This window comes from Marinomonas profundimaris, assembly GCF_000508165.1.
GTDB lineage: Bacteria > Pseudomonadota > Gammaproteobacteria > Pseudomonadales > Marinomonadaceae > Marinomonas > Marinomonas profundimaris.
This window is the reverse complement of record NZ_AYOZ01000060.1, coordinates 177,662-191,728: the sequence shown is the minus strand read 5'-3', so window position 1 is coordinate 191,728 and position 14,067 is coordinate 177,662. Positions and strand designations below refer to the sequence as shown.

Below are 14,067 nucleotides of genomic sequence, written 5' to 3'. Positions count from 1 at the left end.
TAAGGTTTTCATTTAGGGGATGTGATATGCCTGTAAAGGTACTGGTTGTTGATGACTCTGGTTTTTTTAGACGTCGTCTTGTTGAAATTTTCGAAGCAGATCCTCGCTTAACCGTTGTTGGCACCGCCAACAACGGTCGCGAAGCGATAGATAAGGTACAGTCTTTATCTCCTGATGTTGTTACTATGGATTACGAGATGCCAGTGCTTGATGGTATCGCCGCTGTAGCGAATATAATGGAGATCAAGCCGACACCAGTGCTTATGTTTTCCTCATTAACTCATGAGGGGGCAAAAGTCACTCTAGATGCTTTAGAGGCAGGTGCTGTTGATTTTATGCCGAAGAATTTCGAGGATATTTCTCGTGATTCTACGGTGGTTAAACGAGCATTAGTTGAGCGAGTTTTGGCGGTTGCAAGGACTCGATTGGCGGGCAGCAGAAAGCCTGTTGAAGCCTTGGCGCCACGAGAGGTTCCTAAGCCCATAGTGACTGAGCGAGGCGTTATTATTCCTCGCGTAAGAAAACGGGTAAGTCTTATTGCAATTGGTACATCAACAGGTGGACCAATGGCATTGCAAGCTGTATTAAGCAAGCTACCTAAAGATTTTGCTGCGCCACTTGTGATCGTTCAGCATATGCCTGCTGCTTTTACGGGCGCTTTTGCAGAACGTTTAAACAATATCTGTCAGATCACAGTAAAAGAAGCGAAAGATGGTGATCGTCTTCAAGCCGGGGTTGCATTACTCGCTCCAGGTGGGAAACAGATGATGATTGACCCTCGAAATGGTGGTTGTGTCCGTATTTTGGATGGCGATGAGCGGCTGAATTATAAGCCTTCTGTGGATGTCACGTTTGGTTCTGCATCCAAGTGCTATCCGGGCAAAGTATTATCTGTTGTTATGACTGGTATGGGTGTAGATGGTCGTGAGGGTGCTCGAATGCTAAAAAGTTCAGGCTCTAGAGTTTGGATTCAAAGTGAAGAGTCTTGCGTTATTTATGGTATGCCAATGGCTATAGAGAAAGCCAATTTGGCAGATGATATTATTGACCTTGAACATATTGGTGAGCGTATAGCACGTGAGGTTAGCTAATGGACTTTGTTACTTTAGCTGGCCTTTTAATTGCCTTTAGTTCGGTATTTCTTGCTAATTGGTTAGGTGGGGGGGAAGTTGTCCTCCTTCTTAACTTGCCCTCCGCTATCATCGTTATTTTTGGTAGTTTTGGCGCCACATTAATCCAAAGCAGTATTCAAGAGGCCGTTCGGGCTCTTATTTTGATTAAGTGGAGTCTTTTTCCTCCTGTATATGATTTAAATTCCGCTCGTGCATCATTAAATAATCTAGCCCATAAGGCGCGCAGGTTATCCTTACTTGCTTTAGAATCTGATGTTGATGCACTCGGCAGTCACTTTTCGAGCCGTGCACTTCAAATGGCGATTGATGGAACGGATCCTGATCAGTTATCAGATCGACTTCATGATGATGCGGTTCGTATTTACGATAATCGAATGAAAAGTGTTTCATTTATAGAATCCATCGGTGGTTACGCACCGACACTCGGCATTATGGGTTCTGTAATAGGATTGATTCAAGCCATGGCAAATTTAGACAGTCCTGAAGCATTGGGGCATGGGATTGCAGTGGCGTTTGTTTCGACACTTTATGGCCAGGGTTTTGCTAATCTGGTTATCTTTCCTATTACTCAGAAATTAACGGGTTATGTAGAAAAAGAATTGCTTTACCATCAATTACTGATTGATGGTATCTGTGGTATCGCCACTGGTAAGCACCCTTATAGATTAGAGTTAGAGCTCAATGCCTATGAATGATGCTCCAACTCGGCCATCAAAGCGTCGTCTGATAGCGAAAAAATCGCTTACTTCGAACGGGCAGGGTCGAGATCGTTGGATATTGTCTTACGCAGATTTCATGACACTACTTTTTGCCTTTTTTGTGGCGCTCTATTCTTTATCATTAAAAAATATGGGTGATGAACAGCGTTTGAAAGAAACGCTTCATGGTGTATTTGAAGCCGTGCAAAAATCGATTAAACCTATCAATATCGGAGAACCTATTGTTGGTGAGCCAAAAGATATTGAAGTCGTTGAGGCTAAGCCTATTCCAGCGGCCCCACCGACCATAGAAGAAACGACATCGTCGGCTGTTTATGATTTATTGAGCCAAGTGGTGGAAAATCAATTTTCTGGTTTACATACAACAGGTCAAATATCAGTAACAGAGTCGGCGGATTGGGTGAGTGTGGAGCTGAAGTCTGGTCTACTCTTTGGTCAAGGTGAATATGACTTAACCAATGAAGCTGTTGCATTACTTATATTGGTTGCAAATATTCTTAAGGCACACCCGTCTGTCATTTTAGTGGAAGGTAATACGGATGACTTGCCTGTGAATTCAAGGCGTTTGGTTTCAAACTGGCATCTATCTAGTTTGCGATCTTCATCGGTTGTTGATGAGCTGGTTTACAGAGGGGTAGATCCTAAACTGATTGCGCCCATAGGCTTTTCAAGTGAACACCCAAAAGTGAGAAATACGAATGACTACGCGCGTCAACAAAATCGACGTGTAATATTGCGTATTAGTAAGCGAGAGGCTGATAATCTCTATGATTACTTGTTTAAGTAGCGTGTTATTCTATATGATTGCAAAGAATTCGTAAGCAAAATAACAGCATAGGACATCAGGGGACTCAGAGTGCACATTTGGGCAGTGGCGAATCAGAAAGGCGGCGTTGGCAAAACGACCACAGTGGTTTCCTTAGCAGGGTTGTTGGCTGACGCAGGTAATAGAGTATTAATGATCGATCTTGATCCACATGGATCATTGACCAGTTATTTTCGCTTTGATCCAGATTCTATTGAGAAGAGTGCATATAACCTTTTCCAGGCAACAGGGAAAATACCAGAAGATTTACCCGCCTCATTGATTCTGGAAACAGGGCACCCTGATTTATCGTTGTTGCCCGCTTCTACCGCTTTGGCAACATTAGAACGTCATGCCCAGGCTCAAGGTGGCATGGGGTTGGTGATTTCCAAAACGCTGGCTATTTTATGGGACGACTACGATTATGTTTTAATCGATAGCCCACCGGTTCTTGGTGTGTTGATGATTAATGCTTTGGCTGCTTGTCAACAATTGGTCATTCCAGTTCAAACCGAGTTTTTGGCAATCAAAGGCCTTGAGCGAATGGTTCGAACTCTGACGATGATAAATCGTGCTAGAAAACGTCCAGTGCCATTTTTGATTGTTCCTACGCTGTTTGATAGGCGAACTCAGGCATCAAATAAAAGTTTGCGTAGTTTAAAAGATACGTATGAAGAATTGGTGTGGCATTCTGTTATACCAGTCGATACAAAATTAAGAGATGCTAGTACAGCAGGCATTGCACCCTCGGCACTAGACCCTAATGCTCGAGGTATTAAAGCATATGCAAGTCTGATGGATTCTTTGCTGAACCCAGCGGGATAGTAATAGTTTATGAAAGAAACAAAGAATAAAGAGCAGACGTTAATTGGGCCTCAAATGGCGGTCCAGCGTTACCTTGATGACTTGTTGCAAGAAGCGACAACAGAGACGTCTGCTGAATCTGTCGAAGACACTCAAGATACCGGCTTATTAAGCCCTGATTCAGCTAATTCTGACTTTAGTGAAAATGAACAGTCTAGTTTGGATGCATCCTTCAAAGATTTTGAAGATGCAATTACTGAGAACACAGATGACTTGTCAATGGATGATGACGCGCCGAGCATTGATCAGCCAGAGCCAGAGCAAGAGCCAGAGCCAAAGCCAGAGCCAGAGCAAGAGCCAGAGCCAAAGCCAGAGCCAGAGCCAGAGCCAGAGCCAGTAAAAAAGATTTCTAAGACAGATCCATTGCCGTGGGCGACAGGTCGATTTGAATGTTTACTTTTTTATGTCGGTGGCTTGAAAATGGCCGTGCCTTTGGTTGAGTTAGGTGGCATTTTTCAAAGTGGAAAAGAAAAAGTAACCACTATTTTTGGTCAACCCGATTGGTTTATGGGGGTGGCAAATGTTGGTGATTTTAACCTTAGAACTGTAGATACTGCACTGTGGGTAATGCCTAATCATTATGACGGTGAGTTAAAAGAAAACTTCAAATTTGTGATTCAGCTCGATCGCTCTGATTGGAGCGTGGCTTGTGAACGTGTTGCCGAAGCAATCACTTTGGAACCGTCGCAAGTAAAATGGCGAAGTGATCGAAGTAAGCGTCCTTGGTTAGCAGGTACAGTAATTGACCACATGTGTGCCATACTGGATGTACAAGGTTTTATAGAATTGTTAGATGACCCGAAAAATGGGTTTAAGAATACGCTAAAATAATTGTAGTGGTCACGTTGTGATCTTGGGAGATGTGTAATGGCAACCAGCGTAGCGTTAAAAACAGCAAATCAATCAGAAGATCCAATGTTGCAATGGGTGACTTTTCGCTTAGAAAATGAAATCTACGGCGTCAATGTTATGCAAGTGAAAGAAGTGCTGCGATACTCTGAGATTGCGCCCGTGCCTGGAGCACCTAATTTTGTATTAGGTATTATTCACTTGCGTGGTACGGTCGTGACAGTAATAGACACTTGTCAGCGATTCGATTTGCCTTCAGGTGAAATCACAGACGCCACTCGAATCATGATCCTTGAAGTGGAAGGTCATGTCATTGGGATTTTGGTGGATGCGGTATCAGAAGTTGTTTACCTTCGTCAGTCTGAAATTGAAGCGTCACCAAACGTTGGTAATGATGAGTCCTCGAAATTTATTCAAGGGGTCTGTCATAAAAATGATATTTTATTGATTCTTGTCGATCTTGATAAGCTGTTATCAGAAGATGATTGGTCTGAAGTCGGATCAATGTAAGTAATTAAGGTAGTTGTACTCGATGGAATCTCAATGGTTATTTAACCTGCTTTTGATGCTGCAGTTTGTGATTTTGACCGCCGTTGTTGTGTGGGCTTTTCGGTTGTCAAAGCGTTTGGCGCAAACGAAACGTCAACACGCAGAAGCGGAGGCCAATCAAAAAAAGCAAGTTCAAGTGCTTGCGTCTGGTTCAATTGGTATGGGTCGGCGTTTAGTGGCTATTGAAAAAAAGCTTAATCTTGCGGTTGAAAAGCAATCTGAGATCTTATCGAAAGAAGGTGGTGTCTCTTATAATCGCGCAATGGAGCTTTTGGAAATGGGCGCGACAATCGATGACCTAGTTTCCAAATGTGGTCTTATTCGAGCTGAGGCGGAACTAATTAGCTTGTTGAAGCAAGAGTCGCGTAAAAACTCAGATTACCATTGATGGTCTTTGATCTTATGTGCAAAGGCGATGATCTCGGCGACAGCCAAGTACAGTGTTTCAGGAATTTCTTCTCCTAGCTCCAAAGTGCTGAGCATTTCAACTAACTCAGGACTTTGGTGTAATACAACATCGTTTTCTTTTGCCACTTCCATTATTTTTTCCGCAAGCAAGCCACTGCCTTTTGCCGTTACGGTGGGAGCGGTACTGTAATCGTACTTTAATGCTATCGCTTTTTTCATTAGGTTCTCACATCGATTAAAGCGTGTGTTTTAAACGTGTCATTTTTATCTTCTCTTTCTAGCTTTGCTTGAAACGTATCCAGTCGCTCAACATCGATGTCTTTGTCTTTTAATTGTTGTTTGAGAATCGGCAGGTTTTTTTGTAATTTTTGTACGGTATCTGGATTCTCTGCAGCAAAGAGGATGCCGACTTTATTAGCTTGAATACTGGCTCGCGCATCGAACCTACCTGTTTCTTCAAAATCAAATTTTAACTTCACCAACCAGCGGCGATCCTGCTGTTGGTTGTCTTTTGTACTGGTATCTTGATTGATTTCTATTTGGGTCAGATGGTGGGATTGGCCATCTTTGATTGGCAGTTCAATGTGTAATGGGTACGTCGGTGTGCCGAGCTGAGTTGAATCGTTCATGTGCCGTAGTTGATTGGTTGTAATTCTCTCGATGGCATTGGCAATTTGTTCGGTGGGAAGATTGTTTCCTACCGTATTACCGAGACGTAACGCACCGGCGCTTTCTTGTGCGTCTTTTAACCGTTCCAAATTGATTTTCAAATCGGCAGGAAGCTGTATTTTATTGTCGTTAAGAAGCAGCGATTCAGAGAATAAGCCACTGGTTTGAATCGCTTGCTTCATTGCGTCTGGCGATGACGTTAGTGCTGCCAAATTGGGTAAATGTTGAACGAGTTGCTTGAGCGCTTGTTGTGTTTGAGGTGGTAAAGTTGAAGGCGATGTTTCATTCATACTGTGCAGTTGTTTAACGAGTTGAGACATGTCACCGAAAGACAATTGCTTAGGAAGGCTTTGTTTTAACGCGTCCATTTGTAATGTGGTTGTAACCAGCGCGGTATTCGTTTTGGGCGGTAGGGCCTGAACATTGTTGTTCGCATCAATAAAGACCCGAATGACATCTCCCTTTTTCAATCCTCCTTGGCTAATAATCGGAAACTCATTTTTTCCATCTGTGACGGTGATAATCTGAGATTTGCTTGGTGCATTGCTTTCTATGGGAGGATTTACCGTCTGAGCGCCAACCTTTATCGTGTTTGGTGTAATCGCTTGAGTGTTACTTTGAGAGTTTACTTGAGTGTTTGTTGGTGTGTTTATGGCGAGAGTGCTGTTTCCCGTTTGAACCTTAGAAACTTGGGTGTTAGGCAGCTGACTTTGGTTGGCAGGAGGGCTTGTCTTTGTGGTTTCGGCTGTGGGTGTTGATACAACGGTCAGATTCATGACTCTTGATGCTAACGTTAGAGTTTCAATTGGTTTGGTTTGGAGTGTAGTTTGATTTGTTGTTACTGACTGTGATGGCGCTGTGCTCTGACGCGAAAGAGAGTCTGTCGGAATGGTTAACCTAACTTGAGAGGGCGTTGTCTTATCCAGTTGTGCGTTAGTGATATCGCCAATACTAATTGGTGTTCCGGTATTAATTAACGTAAAGGGCTGTTGTGAGCTGGTTGCGTGTAAAAGTTGTACAGGCTTTCCTTGAAAGTTGAGCGCTTCACTGCCTTGAAATTTTATTAAGCTGAGATTTTCTATTAATTTGATTTCACTGCTAAGTTTGGCAAGTGTTCCTGCGTTGCCAAGCGTGTTATTTGTGCTGTTGCTGACATTGCTCTGCTTGCCTGTTGATGCGTTAAGCATAGATTGGATGTCAGAGATCATGTTGCCTGCCTATTGGTTCGTTATTTTAGGAAGATTCTCATATAATGAGCCAACTGTATTTTTACCAAATAATGGTAATGTGACCTCTTTATCGGCCGGGCGGGATAAAACTTTTGCAATCTTCTGCTTCTTTAACAATATCAGATCTTTGGATTGAACGTGGAGAAAGAGACCTGTGTCGAGGGCTTTCTTTTGACGTGCGACCGGGCGAGGTGCTGCGTATTTTGGGGGGAAACGGTACGGGCAAAAGTTCTTTGTTAAAAGCGATTGTCGATGTGATAACGCCAATAGAAGGGACAATATACTATTTAGGTAAAAACGTGACTCAGTGCCGAGATGTATTAATAGAAAGCACCCTTTATATTGGTCATGCCGTTGGTGTGAAACGACTTTTGTCAGTGGAAGAAAATCTGCGCTGGTATTGTCCTGATGTATCGTCAGATGAGTTGAATTCTGCATTAGAACATTTAGGCCTATGGCCTTTTCGAGATACATTAGTGACGTCGCTTTCTGCCGGACAAACGAAGCGCGTGGCGTTGGCTCGCTTATGGTTGAGTGAAAAAACACTTTGGTTATTAGATGAACCTTTTTCCTCTCTGGATGCCAAAGGCTGCACAATATTGGAAAACCGTATACAACAACATGTGTCTTTAGGTGGTTTGGTTGTGTTAACAACGCATCAAGACTTACGCTTAGTGTCTGCTCGAGATGTCGTTTTATTGTCATGACGTATTCCTCTTTTTTGCAATCTGAATTTCTAATCTTATGGCGTCGAAAACAAGATGTGCTCAATGCATTGCTGTTTTTTATTCTTGTGGTGGCATTGTTTCCGATTGGTGTGGATCCGTCGCCAGCGTTTTTAGCGCCAGCGGCAGGTGGCATTATCTGGTGTGCAGCCGTGTTGTCTATTTTGATGGCGATAGAAGGTGCTTTTAAAGAAGATTACCTTGATGGCTCTTTGGAACAGTTAGTAACGAGCGGGTTGTCGCTACCGTTATTAATGTTGCTGAAAGTGTTGGCTTTATGGGGCTGTGTGGTTGTTCCTCTGTTGTTAATTATGCCGCTGTTAAGCGAAATGTTGTTTTTACCCAGTACGGTTTTTTGGGTGTTAATCCTGACATTGTTGCTTGGCTCGCCAAGTTTATTTTTTATTGGCCTCATTGGTTCTGCGTTAACGGTGTCATTAAGGCAAGGCAGCATGTTGATGATGTTGCTTATCTTGCCCTTTTATTTCCCCGTGATTATCTTCGCGACCTCAGCGGTTCATGCCGCTCAAGCCGGGTTGTCTTATTCTGGCTCGCTGGCGATGTTGTTGGCGATGTCTTTATTGTCTTTGGTTGTGTCGCCTGTTATGACGGCGATTGCTGTAAAAGCGAGTGTTAACTGATGCGCTGGGTGTGGTTTCATAAATTGGGTTCGCCAAAGTGGTTTTTCTTCCAGTCTAAATCGTGGGTCTTGCCGTTGTTGGGTCTTGGTAGCATTGGTCTGATTGTGGGTCTGGTATGGGGGTTGGCGTTTGCTCCGGCGGATTATCAGCAAGGCGACACGTTCCGCATTATTTATATTCATGTGCCGGCCGCTATGCTGGCTCAATCTTGCTACTTCGCATTAGGTGCGGCGGGTTTTGTTTACCTTGTTTGGCAAATGAAAATGGCGCCTATTTTTATTAAGGCGATAGCGCCAATTGGTGCTGTGATGGCATTGATTGCACTGGTCACTGGAGCCATTTGGGGAAAACCCACTTGGGGGACGTGGTGGATTTGGGACGCGAGATTGACGTCTGTGCTTGTGTTGTTTTTTTTGTATATGGGGATTATTGCACTGCAAAGTGCGTTTGATGATGTGATGCTTGCCAATAAAGCCACCGCGGTGGTTTGCGTCGTTGGGTTGATTAACTTACCTATTATCAAGTATTCAGTCGTGTGGTGGAATACCTTGCATCAAGGTGCGACGTTTAGTTTGGCGGAAAAGCCGGCCATGTCTGCGGAGATGTGGCTTCCTTTGCTTGTGTCTGTTGTTGGGTTTTATTTATTCATAGCGGGCTTGGTGTTATGGCGAATGCAGTCGGAAATACTGCAGCGAGAACACCGCTCAAGTTGGGTGAAAAAAGAGGTGATGGATCGTGGCCTTTGATACATTTCCAGCGTTTTTAATAATGGGAAAACATGGCGTGTATGTGTGGTCAGCGTATGGTTTTAGTATGTTAGCTATTGCCGTGTTGACTTGGAATACGTTTGCTCACCATCGTAAAGTCAGAAATACTTTGATGAAACGTTATCGAATGGATCAAATACGCTAATGCACCCAGTCAGAAAAAAACGTCTATTTGTTATTGTTGCGATCGTCATTATCTTGAGTGCCGCCATAGGCTTGATCCTGTACGCTCTTCAGCAAAATATCAATTTATTCTATTCGCCTTCCCAAATCGTTATGGGAGATGCCCCCCATGATATCAATATTCGCGCTGGTGGCATGGTGGTTAAAGGCAGTGTTAAGCGTCATTCTGAAACGCTGGCAGTCACCTTTGATGTGACCGATTTTCAACACAGTGTCACCATTTCTTATCGCGGTATCCTGCCAGATTTGTTTCGAGAGGGGCAGGGGATTGTTGCTCAAGGTAAGTTGGATCAAAATGGTGTTTTTCAGGCCAATCAAGTTTTGGCGAAACATGATGAAAAGTACATGCCACCTGAAGTCTCCGAAGCGTTAAGAAATGCACAAAAAACAACCGACCGAAAAATCAATACCGAACAATCAACTCATTAGTTTAGGCTTTTTATGCTTCCTGAAATTGGTCAGTTTTCACTGATACTGTCATTGTTTTTTGCGCTGTCATTGGCGTTGGTGCCATTGATTGGGTATTGGGCTAGAAATCGCCTTTTATTAGAAATGGCCCAGCCTTTGACCTTGATTATGTCGACGCTCGTTTTGGTAAGCTTTGTGATATTGAGTGTTGCTTTTATCACGGACGATTTTTCCGTTTTGTATGTTAGCCAAAACTCAAATAGCCAGTTGCCCATTTGGTACAAATTCAGCGCAGTGTGGGGTGGTCATGAAGGGTCCTTGTTGTTATGGGTGTTTATTTTGTCTGGTTGGTGTTCTGCCGTTGCTTTAAAAGTACGCACGTTGCCTGAAAATGTTGGGCCCGTTGTCTTAGCGGTTTTAGGCATTGTTAGTACGGGTTTTTTGTCTTTCCTTATTTTTACCTCTTCGCCTTTTGTGCGTTTGTTACCTGATATTCCTATGGATGGTGGAGATCTGAATCCGCTGCTGCAGGATTTTGGGCTGATTGTTCATCCGCCAGTATTGTACATGGGATATGTTGGTTTTTCCGTGGCCTTTGCATTTGCTGTTACAGCATTGATTACGGGAAATCTTAACGCTTCTTGGGCGCGATGGGCTCGACCTTGGACTGCGTGTTCTTGGGCGTTTCTGACGCTGGGTATTACGCTAGGAAGTTGGTGGGCTTATTATGAGTTAGGCTGGGGAGGCTGGTGGTTTTGGGATCCTGTCGAGAATGCGTCGTTCATGCCTTGGTTGGCGGGCACGGCGTTATTGCATTCTCTTGCGGTGACGGAAAAGCGTGGCGTGTTCAAAAGCTGGACCGTGTTGTTGGCGATTTTTACTTTCAGTCTTTCTTTATTGGGCGCGTTTTTGGTTCGCTCTGGCGTATTAACGTCAGTGCATTCTTTTGCAGCCGACCCTACTCGCGGCATTTTTATACTCGTCTTATTGATTGTGTTGGTGGGCGGTAGTCTGCTTTTGTACGCCATTCGTGCTGCTCAAGTAAAATCCAGCGTTTCTTTCGGTCTGACTGGGCGAGAAGCTTGGTTGCTGTTGAACAATATTTTGCTTACGGTCTTAACGCTGACGGTGCTTTTGGGCACCTTGTACCCTTTAATATTTGATGCGTTGGATCTTGGTAAAATTTCGGTTGGCGCGCCTTATTTTAATAGCGTGTTTACCCCTGTCGCTTTATTGCTCATTGTCTTTATGGGCATCGGTCCTTTGTCAAAATGGCATAATACGCCACTCAGTGTGATTGTTGGACCTTGTTTGTTGTCGATGGTTTTATCGGGGTTGCTCGCAACCGTACTTGTGCTGTGGTGTGGTTTTGGGCTGTTGGCTTGGGTGAGTTTTACAGTGGTTTTTTGGGTGGTGTGTTTGTCATTTTTTGATTGGTTCAGCAAGGTCTCTGCAGGATCAAAAGGCATTATTCCTCGTGCACGTCAGTTACCAAGAAACTATTACGGTATGTTGTTGGCACACCTTGGCATTGTCGTCACGCTTGTGGGCATTGTGTTAGTCAGTATCAATAGTCATGAGGCTATGTTGCGTTTATCGCCGGGCGACAGTGCCAGTATCGCGGGCTATGAATTTCATTTTGATCGATTAGAGCAAATCAAAGGGCCAAATTACGTCGCAGACAGAGCGCAATTCACGGTATTTAAAGCGGGCGATCCTGATCCTGTTGCCGTGTTGCGTCCAGAAAAACGTATGTTTACAACGCGACAGCAAGTGATGACCGAAGCGGCTTTAGACGCTGGCTTTACGCGAGATTTATACCTTTCATTGGGTGAAAAATTAGACGGCGCTGCTTGGGGGGTGAGGATTTACGTCAAATCCTTTGTGCGTTGGATATGGTTGGGCGGCATCATGATGATGTTGGGCGGTTTGTTGGCGGCGCTCGATAAACGTTATCAACGGCGGGCGGAGGAATAATAATGCGTAAAACATTGTTTTTTATACCGTTTGTTTTTTTTCTGGTGTTGGGGGCTATTTTCTATCTTCAATTGGGTAAAAATACGCAATACATGCCTTCCGCTCTTGTGGGGAATAAGGTCCCGGATTTTAAATTGGTTTCGTTGACAACAGACCAGTTGGTTACGCAGAACGATTTACCTAGTCGTCCGTATCTGATTAATTTTTGGGGAACCTGGTGTCCTGCGTGTCATTTAGAGCACCCTTTTTTGATTGAGTTAGCAGATCAAGGCATTCCGATTCTTGGGATAGATTACAAGGATAACAAAAGCCGAGCAGAGCAGTGGTTAGCGCAGAAAGGCAATCCATATGAATCTGTATTAATGGATGAAATGGGACATTTTGGTGTGGACATGGGCGTGACGGGGGCGCCAGAAACATTCGTGGTGGATGGCTCTGGCTTGATTGTTTATCGTCACCAAGGTGTGATTAACACCGAGAATTGGCCCGTGATAAAAGGCTATTTAAAATGACTTTTGTTCGATGGTCTTTTTTATTGATCGCCTTGGGATTGACTTTACCTAGCATGGCGGAGGAATTGATGTCGTTTGGTTCAGCATTAAATCAAACCCGCTATCAAAGTTTGGTTGAAGAGCTGCGTTGCCCTAAATGTCAGAATCAAAATTTGGCCGATTCAGGGTCTGGAATTGCTGTTGATTTGCGCGAGCAGGTCCATCATATGATTGAGCAAGGTAAAACAGATCAGGAGATTGTGGAGTATATGGTGGCTCGTTATGGCGAGTTTGTTCTGTATCGTCCTCGGCATTCTTCTGCGACTTTCGTACTCTGGTATGGGCCTTTTATCTTGCTTGGCTTAGGTGTCATTATTTTTGCCTCTGTGATTATAGCCAACCGTAAAAAACGAGGACTATCATCATGATGGTGGCGTATTTAGTGATGGCCGCGATGATCGCTTTGAGCTTCTTTTGTCTGTATCGCTTGGTTCTTAAGCGCCTTGGTGCTTTGGAAGGTCAAGAGCGACGAGCGTTTGATCGTATTCGCCGACAAGAAATTGCAGAAGAGCAAGAGGCTGGGCGACTAACGGCCAGTGAGTCGACACAGCTTTTGCAAGACGTAGATCATGAAAGTACGCGGTTAGAACTCAATAAAAAACGCACATTTTATTTGGGTGCTCCATTAGCCCAACGCGTTATGCTCGTTGTTGTGAGCGCTGTTATTCTGGGCAGTGTGAATCTGTACCAATACATGGGCTACGCAAAAGAAGTTCGGTTTACGGAAGATTTACAAGCGCAGCGTCTAACGCCACAAAAAATAAGTGACTTTCTTCAGTATCGTAGTCGCCGCTATGGTGGCGCGGAAGATTGGTATTATGAAGCGACTGACAATGTGAGTGCGGGGCGTTACAAAGACGCAGTGCTGGCTTTTGAGAAGGCGCTTGAAATACTGTCAAGAGACGCCGATGGTCGAGTGAATTTATTAGTTGAGTACGCTCAAGCGATTTTCTACGCGAATGGCAATCAGAGTTCGTCAAAAATGAAAGGTGTGGTGGATTCGATTCTTGAGCAGAACCCCACTGAAGCCACAACACTTGGTTTAAAAGGAGTGGCTGAATTTGATCAGAAAAACTATTTGGGAGCCGTGTTAGCTTGGCAAGAAGCCATTCGGTATAACGCGAATTCATCCGAGCGGCTGGCGTTATTGTCCGCCATTGCTAAAGCCAGAGAAGCGGGAAAAATAAATTATCAGCAAGTTGCTCCGATTATTACACATCAGCTAGCGGTAAAAATTGAATGGGATAAAAAAGCGCTTCATTGGCAAAAAAATGATGTTTTGTTGGTGTACGCGTTGGCCAAAGGGCAGAAAATGCCCGTGGCGATTCAAAGGGTATTTCCAGAAGATTTAGAGCAGCCAATCTTATTAACCAATCTGGATGAGTTGATGCCAACGGCTACCTTGGCAGAGGTTGATAAAGTCGACCTCATTGTGAAATTGTCGAATATTAATGATAGCGACCTGACAAAAGGTCGAATAATAGGCATAAAGAGTGGTTTAGTTACAAATCATAAAGAGATTTTCGTAATCAATGTGGCCTTATAATTGAATCCTAAGCCGCTTCGTTTGATAATACAGTCAACTTTAAT

The 14,067-nt window shown here is 43.9% G+C and carries 18 protein-coding genes; 16 read left to right on the top strand and 2 right to left on the bottom strand.

All coding sequences use genetic code 11. From position 1 onward, the window contains the following. The first annotated feature begins 26 nt into the window (after positions 1–26). The 7 genes from D104_RS35240 to D104_RS35210 all read left to right on the top strand — a co-directional run bounded on the left by D104_RS35240 (position 27) and on the right by D104_RS35210 (position 5,307). Positions 27–1,091 (top strand): protein-glutamate methylesterase/protein-glutamine glutaminase, encoded by a 1,065-nt coding sequence (locus tag D104_RS35240; protein ID WP_024025390.1) that lies wholly within the window; start codon positions 27–29, stop codon positions 1,089–1,091. Continuing rightward, a complete protein-coding gene (locus tag D104_RS35235; RefSeq protein ID WP_024025389.1) occupies positions 1,091–1,828 on the top strand; it encodes a flagellar motor protein in 738 nt (245 codons plus the stop codon). The genes D104_RS35240 and D104_RS35235 overlap by 1 nt, the downstream gene beginning before the upstream one ends. Next, positions 1,821–2,639 (top strand): flagellar motor protein MotB, encoded by an 819-nt coding sequence (locus D104_RS35230; protein WP_024025388.1) that lies wholly within the window; start codon positions 1,821–1,823, stop codon positions 2,637–2,639. Before D104_RS35235 ends, D104_RS35230 begins: the two co-directional genes overlap by 8 nt. A 69-nt stretch (positions 2,640–2,708) precedes the next feature. Next, a complete protein-coding gene (locus D104_RS35225) occupies positions 2,709–3,482 on the top strand; it encodes a ParA family protein (RefSeq protein WP_024025387.1) in 774 nt (257 codons plus the stop codon). Positions 3,483–3,491: 9 nt separating this feature from the next. Then, the gene (locus D104_RS35220; RefSeq protein WP_024025386.1) at positions 3,492–4,352 is read left to right on the top strand and encodes a chemotaxis protein CheW; all 861 of its coding nucleotides are present in this window, start codon (positions 3,492–3,494) and stop codon (positions 4,350–4,352) included. Between the two features lie 36 nt (positions 4,353–4,388). Beyond that, positions 4,389–4,880, top strand: a complete 492-nt coding sequence (locus D104_RS35215; RefSeq protein WP_024025385.1) for a chemotaxis protein CheW — start codon at positions 4,389–4,391, stop codon at positions 4,878–4,880. A 22-nt stretch (positions 4,881–4,902) separates the two neighbouring features. Further along, positions 4,903–5,307 (top strand): DUF2802 domain-containing protein, encoded by a 405-nt coding sequence (locus D104_RS35210; protein WP_024025384.1) that lies wholly within the window; start codon positions 4,903–4,905, stop codon positions 5,305–5,307. Here the strand turns inward: D104_RS35210 and D104_RS35205 are convergent. After that, a complete protein-coding gene (locus tag D104_RS35205; RefSeq protein WP_024025383.1) occupies positions 5,298–5,546 on the bottom strand; it encodes an EscU/YscU/HrcU family type III secretion system export apparatus switch protein in 249 nt (82 codons plus the stop codon). The two genes, D104_RS35210 and D104_RS35205, sit on opposite strands and share 10 nt — an antisense overlap. After that, positions 5,546–7,204, bottom strand: coding sequence for a flagellar hook-length control protein FliK (locus D104_RS35200; RefSeq protein WP_024025382.1), 1,659 nt, complete (start codon positions 7,202–7,204; stop codon positions 5,546–5,548). The genes D104_RS35205 and D104_RS35200 overlap by 1 nt, the downstream gene beginning before the upstream one ends. A 113-nt stretch (positions 7,205–7,317) precedes the next feature. Here D104_RS35200 and ccmA point away from each other — a divergent pair, with 113 nt between their 5' ends. Genes ccmA through D104_RS35155 form a run of 9 tightly spaced genes read left to right on the top strand, consistent with a single transcriptional unit; the run spans position 7,318 to position 14,023 of the window. Next, entirely contained in the window at positions 7,318–7,932 is a 615-nt protein-coding gene (gene ccmA / locus D104_RS35195) for a cytochrome c biogenesis heme-transporting ATPase CcmA (protein WP_031215337.1), read from the top strand. After that, complete coding sequence (gene ccmB, locus D104_RS35190) at positions 7,929–8,591, top strand: heme exporter protein CcmB (RefSeq protein ID WP_024025380.1); 663 nt, start codon at positions 7,929–7,931, stop codon at positions 8,589–8,591. Before ccmA ends, ccmB begins: the two co-directional genes overlap by 4 nt. After that, positions 8,591–9,337: a heme ABC transporter permease gene (locus D104_RS35185; RefSeq protein ID WP_024025379.1), complete on the top strand. Its 747-nt coding sequence runs from the start codon at positions 8,591–8,593 to the stop codon at positions 9,335–9,337. The genes ccmB and D104_RS35185 overlap by 1 nt, the downstream gene beginning before the upstream one ends. Beyond that, positions 9,327–9,503, top strand: a complete 177-nt coding sequence (ccmD, locus tag D104_RS35180; RefSeq protein WP_024025378.1) for a heme exporter protein CcmD — start codon at positions 9,327–9,329, stop codon at positions 9,501–9,503. The genes D104_RS35185 and ccmD overlap by 11 nt, the downstream gene beginning before the upstream one ends. Then, on the top strand, positions 9,503–9,970 hold the full coding sequence (ccmE, locus tag D104_RS35175) for a cytochrome c maturation protein CcmE (protein ID WP_024025377.1): 468 nt from the start codon (positions 9,503–9,505) through the stop codon (positions 9,968–9,970). The genes ccmD and ccmE overlap by 1 nt, the downstream gene beginning before the upstream one ends. A 12-nt stretch (positions 9,971–9,982) precedes the next feature. Further along, positions 9,983–11,926 carry a heme lyase CcmF/NrfE family subunit gene (locus D104_RS35170; RefSeq protein WP_024025376.1) on the top strand — a complete coding sequence of 648 codons (1,944 nt, stop codon included), beginning with the start codon at positions 9,983–9,985 and terminating at the stop codon, positions 11,924–11,926. 2 nt (positions 11,927–11,928) lie between these two features. After that, positions 11,929–12,438 carry a DsbE family thiol:disulfide interchange protein gene (locus D104_RS35165; RefSeq protein WP_024025375.1) on the top strand — a complete coding sequence of 170 codons (510 nt, stop codon included), beginning with the start codon at positions 11,929–11,931 and terminating at the stop codon, positions 12,436–12,438. Beyond that, positions 12,435–12,845, top strand: a complete 411-nt coding sequence (locus D104_RS35160; protein WP_024025374.1) for a cytochrome c-type biogenesis protein — start codon at positions 12,435–12,437, stop codon at positions 12,843–12,845. Before D104_RS35165 ends, D104_RS35160 begins: the two co-directional genes overlap by 4 nt. Then, positions 12,842–14,023 carry a tetratricopeptide repeat protein gene (locus D104_RS35155; RefSeq protein ID WP_024025373.1) on the top strand — a complete coding sequence of 394 codons (1,182 nt, stop codon included), beginning with the start codon at positions 12,842–12,844 and terminating at the stop codon, positions 14,021–14,023. The genes D104_RS35160 and D104_RS35155 overlap by 4 nt, the downstream gene beginning before the upstream one ends. Positions 14,024–14,067 lie beyond the last annotated feature (44 nt).

What these genes read in the sequence shown, in the direction of transcription:
- ccmE (WP_024025377.1), top strand. Translation starts at nt 9,503, where the DNA reads ATGCACCCAGTCAGAAAAAAACGTCTATTTGTTATTGTTGCGATCGTC.
- D104_RS35230 (WP_024025388.1), top strand. Translation starts at nt 1,821, where the DNA reads ATGAATGATGCTCCAACTCGGCCATCAAAGCGTCGTCTGATAGCGAAA.
- D104_RS35170 (WP_024025376.1), top strand. Translation starts at nt 9,983, where the DNA reads ATGCTTCCTGAAATTGGTCAGTTTTCACTGATACTGTCATTGTTTTTT.
- D104_RS35185 (WP_024025379.1), top strand. Translation starts at nt 8,591, where the DNA reads ATGCGCTGGGTGTGGTTTCATAAATTGGGTTCGCCAAAGTGGTTTTTC.
- D104_RS35215 (WP_024025385.1), top strand. Translation starts at nt 4,389, where the DNA reads ATGGCAACCAGCGTAGCGTTAAAAACAGCAAATCAATCAGAAGATCCA.
- D104_RS35205 (WP_024025383.1), bottom strand. Translation starts at nt 5,546, where the DNA reads ATGAAAAAAGCGATAGCATTAAAGTACGATTACAGTACCGCTCCCACC.
- D104_RS35210 (WP_024025384.1), top strand. Translation starts at nt 4,903, where the DNA reads ATGGAATCTCAATGGTTATTTAACCTGCTTTTGATGCTGCAGTTTGTG.
- D104_RS35240 (WP_024025390.1), top strand. Translation starts at nt 27, where the DNA reads ATGCCTGTAAAGGTACTGGTTGTTGATGACTCTGGTTTTTTTAGACGT.
- ccmB (WP_024025380.1), top strand. Translation starts at nt 7,929, where the DNA reads ATGACGTATTCCTCTTTTTTGCAATCTGAATTTCTAATCTTATGGCGT.
- D104_RS35160 (WP_024025374.1), top strand. Translation starts at nt 12,435, where the DNA reads ATGACTTTTGTTCGATGGTCTTTTTTATTGATCGCCTTGGGATTGACT.
- D104_RS35155 (WP_024025373.1), top strand. Translation starts at nt 12,842, where the DNA reads ATGATGGTGGCGTATTTAGTGATGGCCGCGATGATCGCTTTGAGCTTC.
- D104_RS35165 (WP_024025375.1), top strand. Translation starts at nt 11,929, where the DNA reads ATGCGTAAAACATTGTTTTTTATACCGTTTGTTTTTTTTCTGGTGTTG.
- D104_RS35220 (WP_024025386.1), top strand. Translation starts at nt 3,492, where the DNA reads ATGAAAGAAACAAAGAATAAAGAGCAGACGTTAATTGGGCCTCAAATG.
- D104_RS35200 (WP_024025382.1), bottom strand. Translation starts at nt 7,204, where the DNA reads ATGATCTCTGACATCCAATCTATGCTTAACGCATCAACAGGCAAGCAG.
- D104_RS35235 (WP_024025389.1), top strand. Translation starts at nt 1,091, where the DNA reads ATGGACTTTGTTACTTTAGCTGGCCTTTTAATTGCCTTTAGTTCGGTA.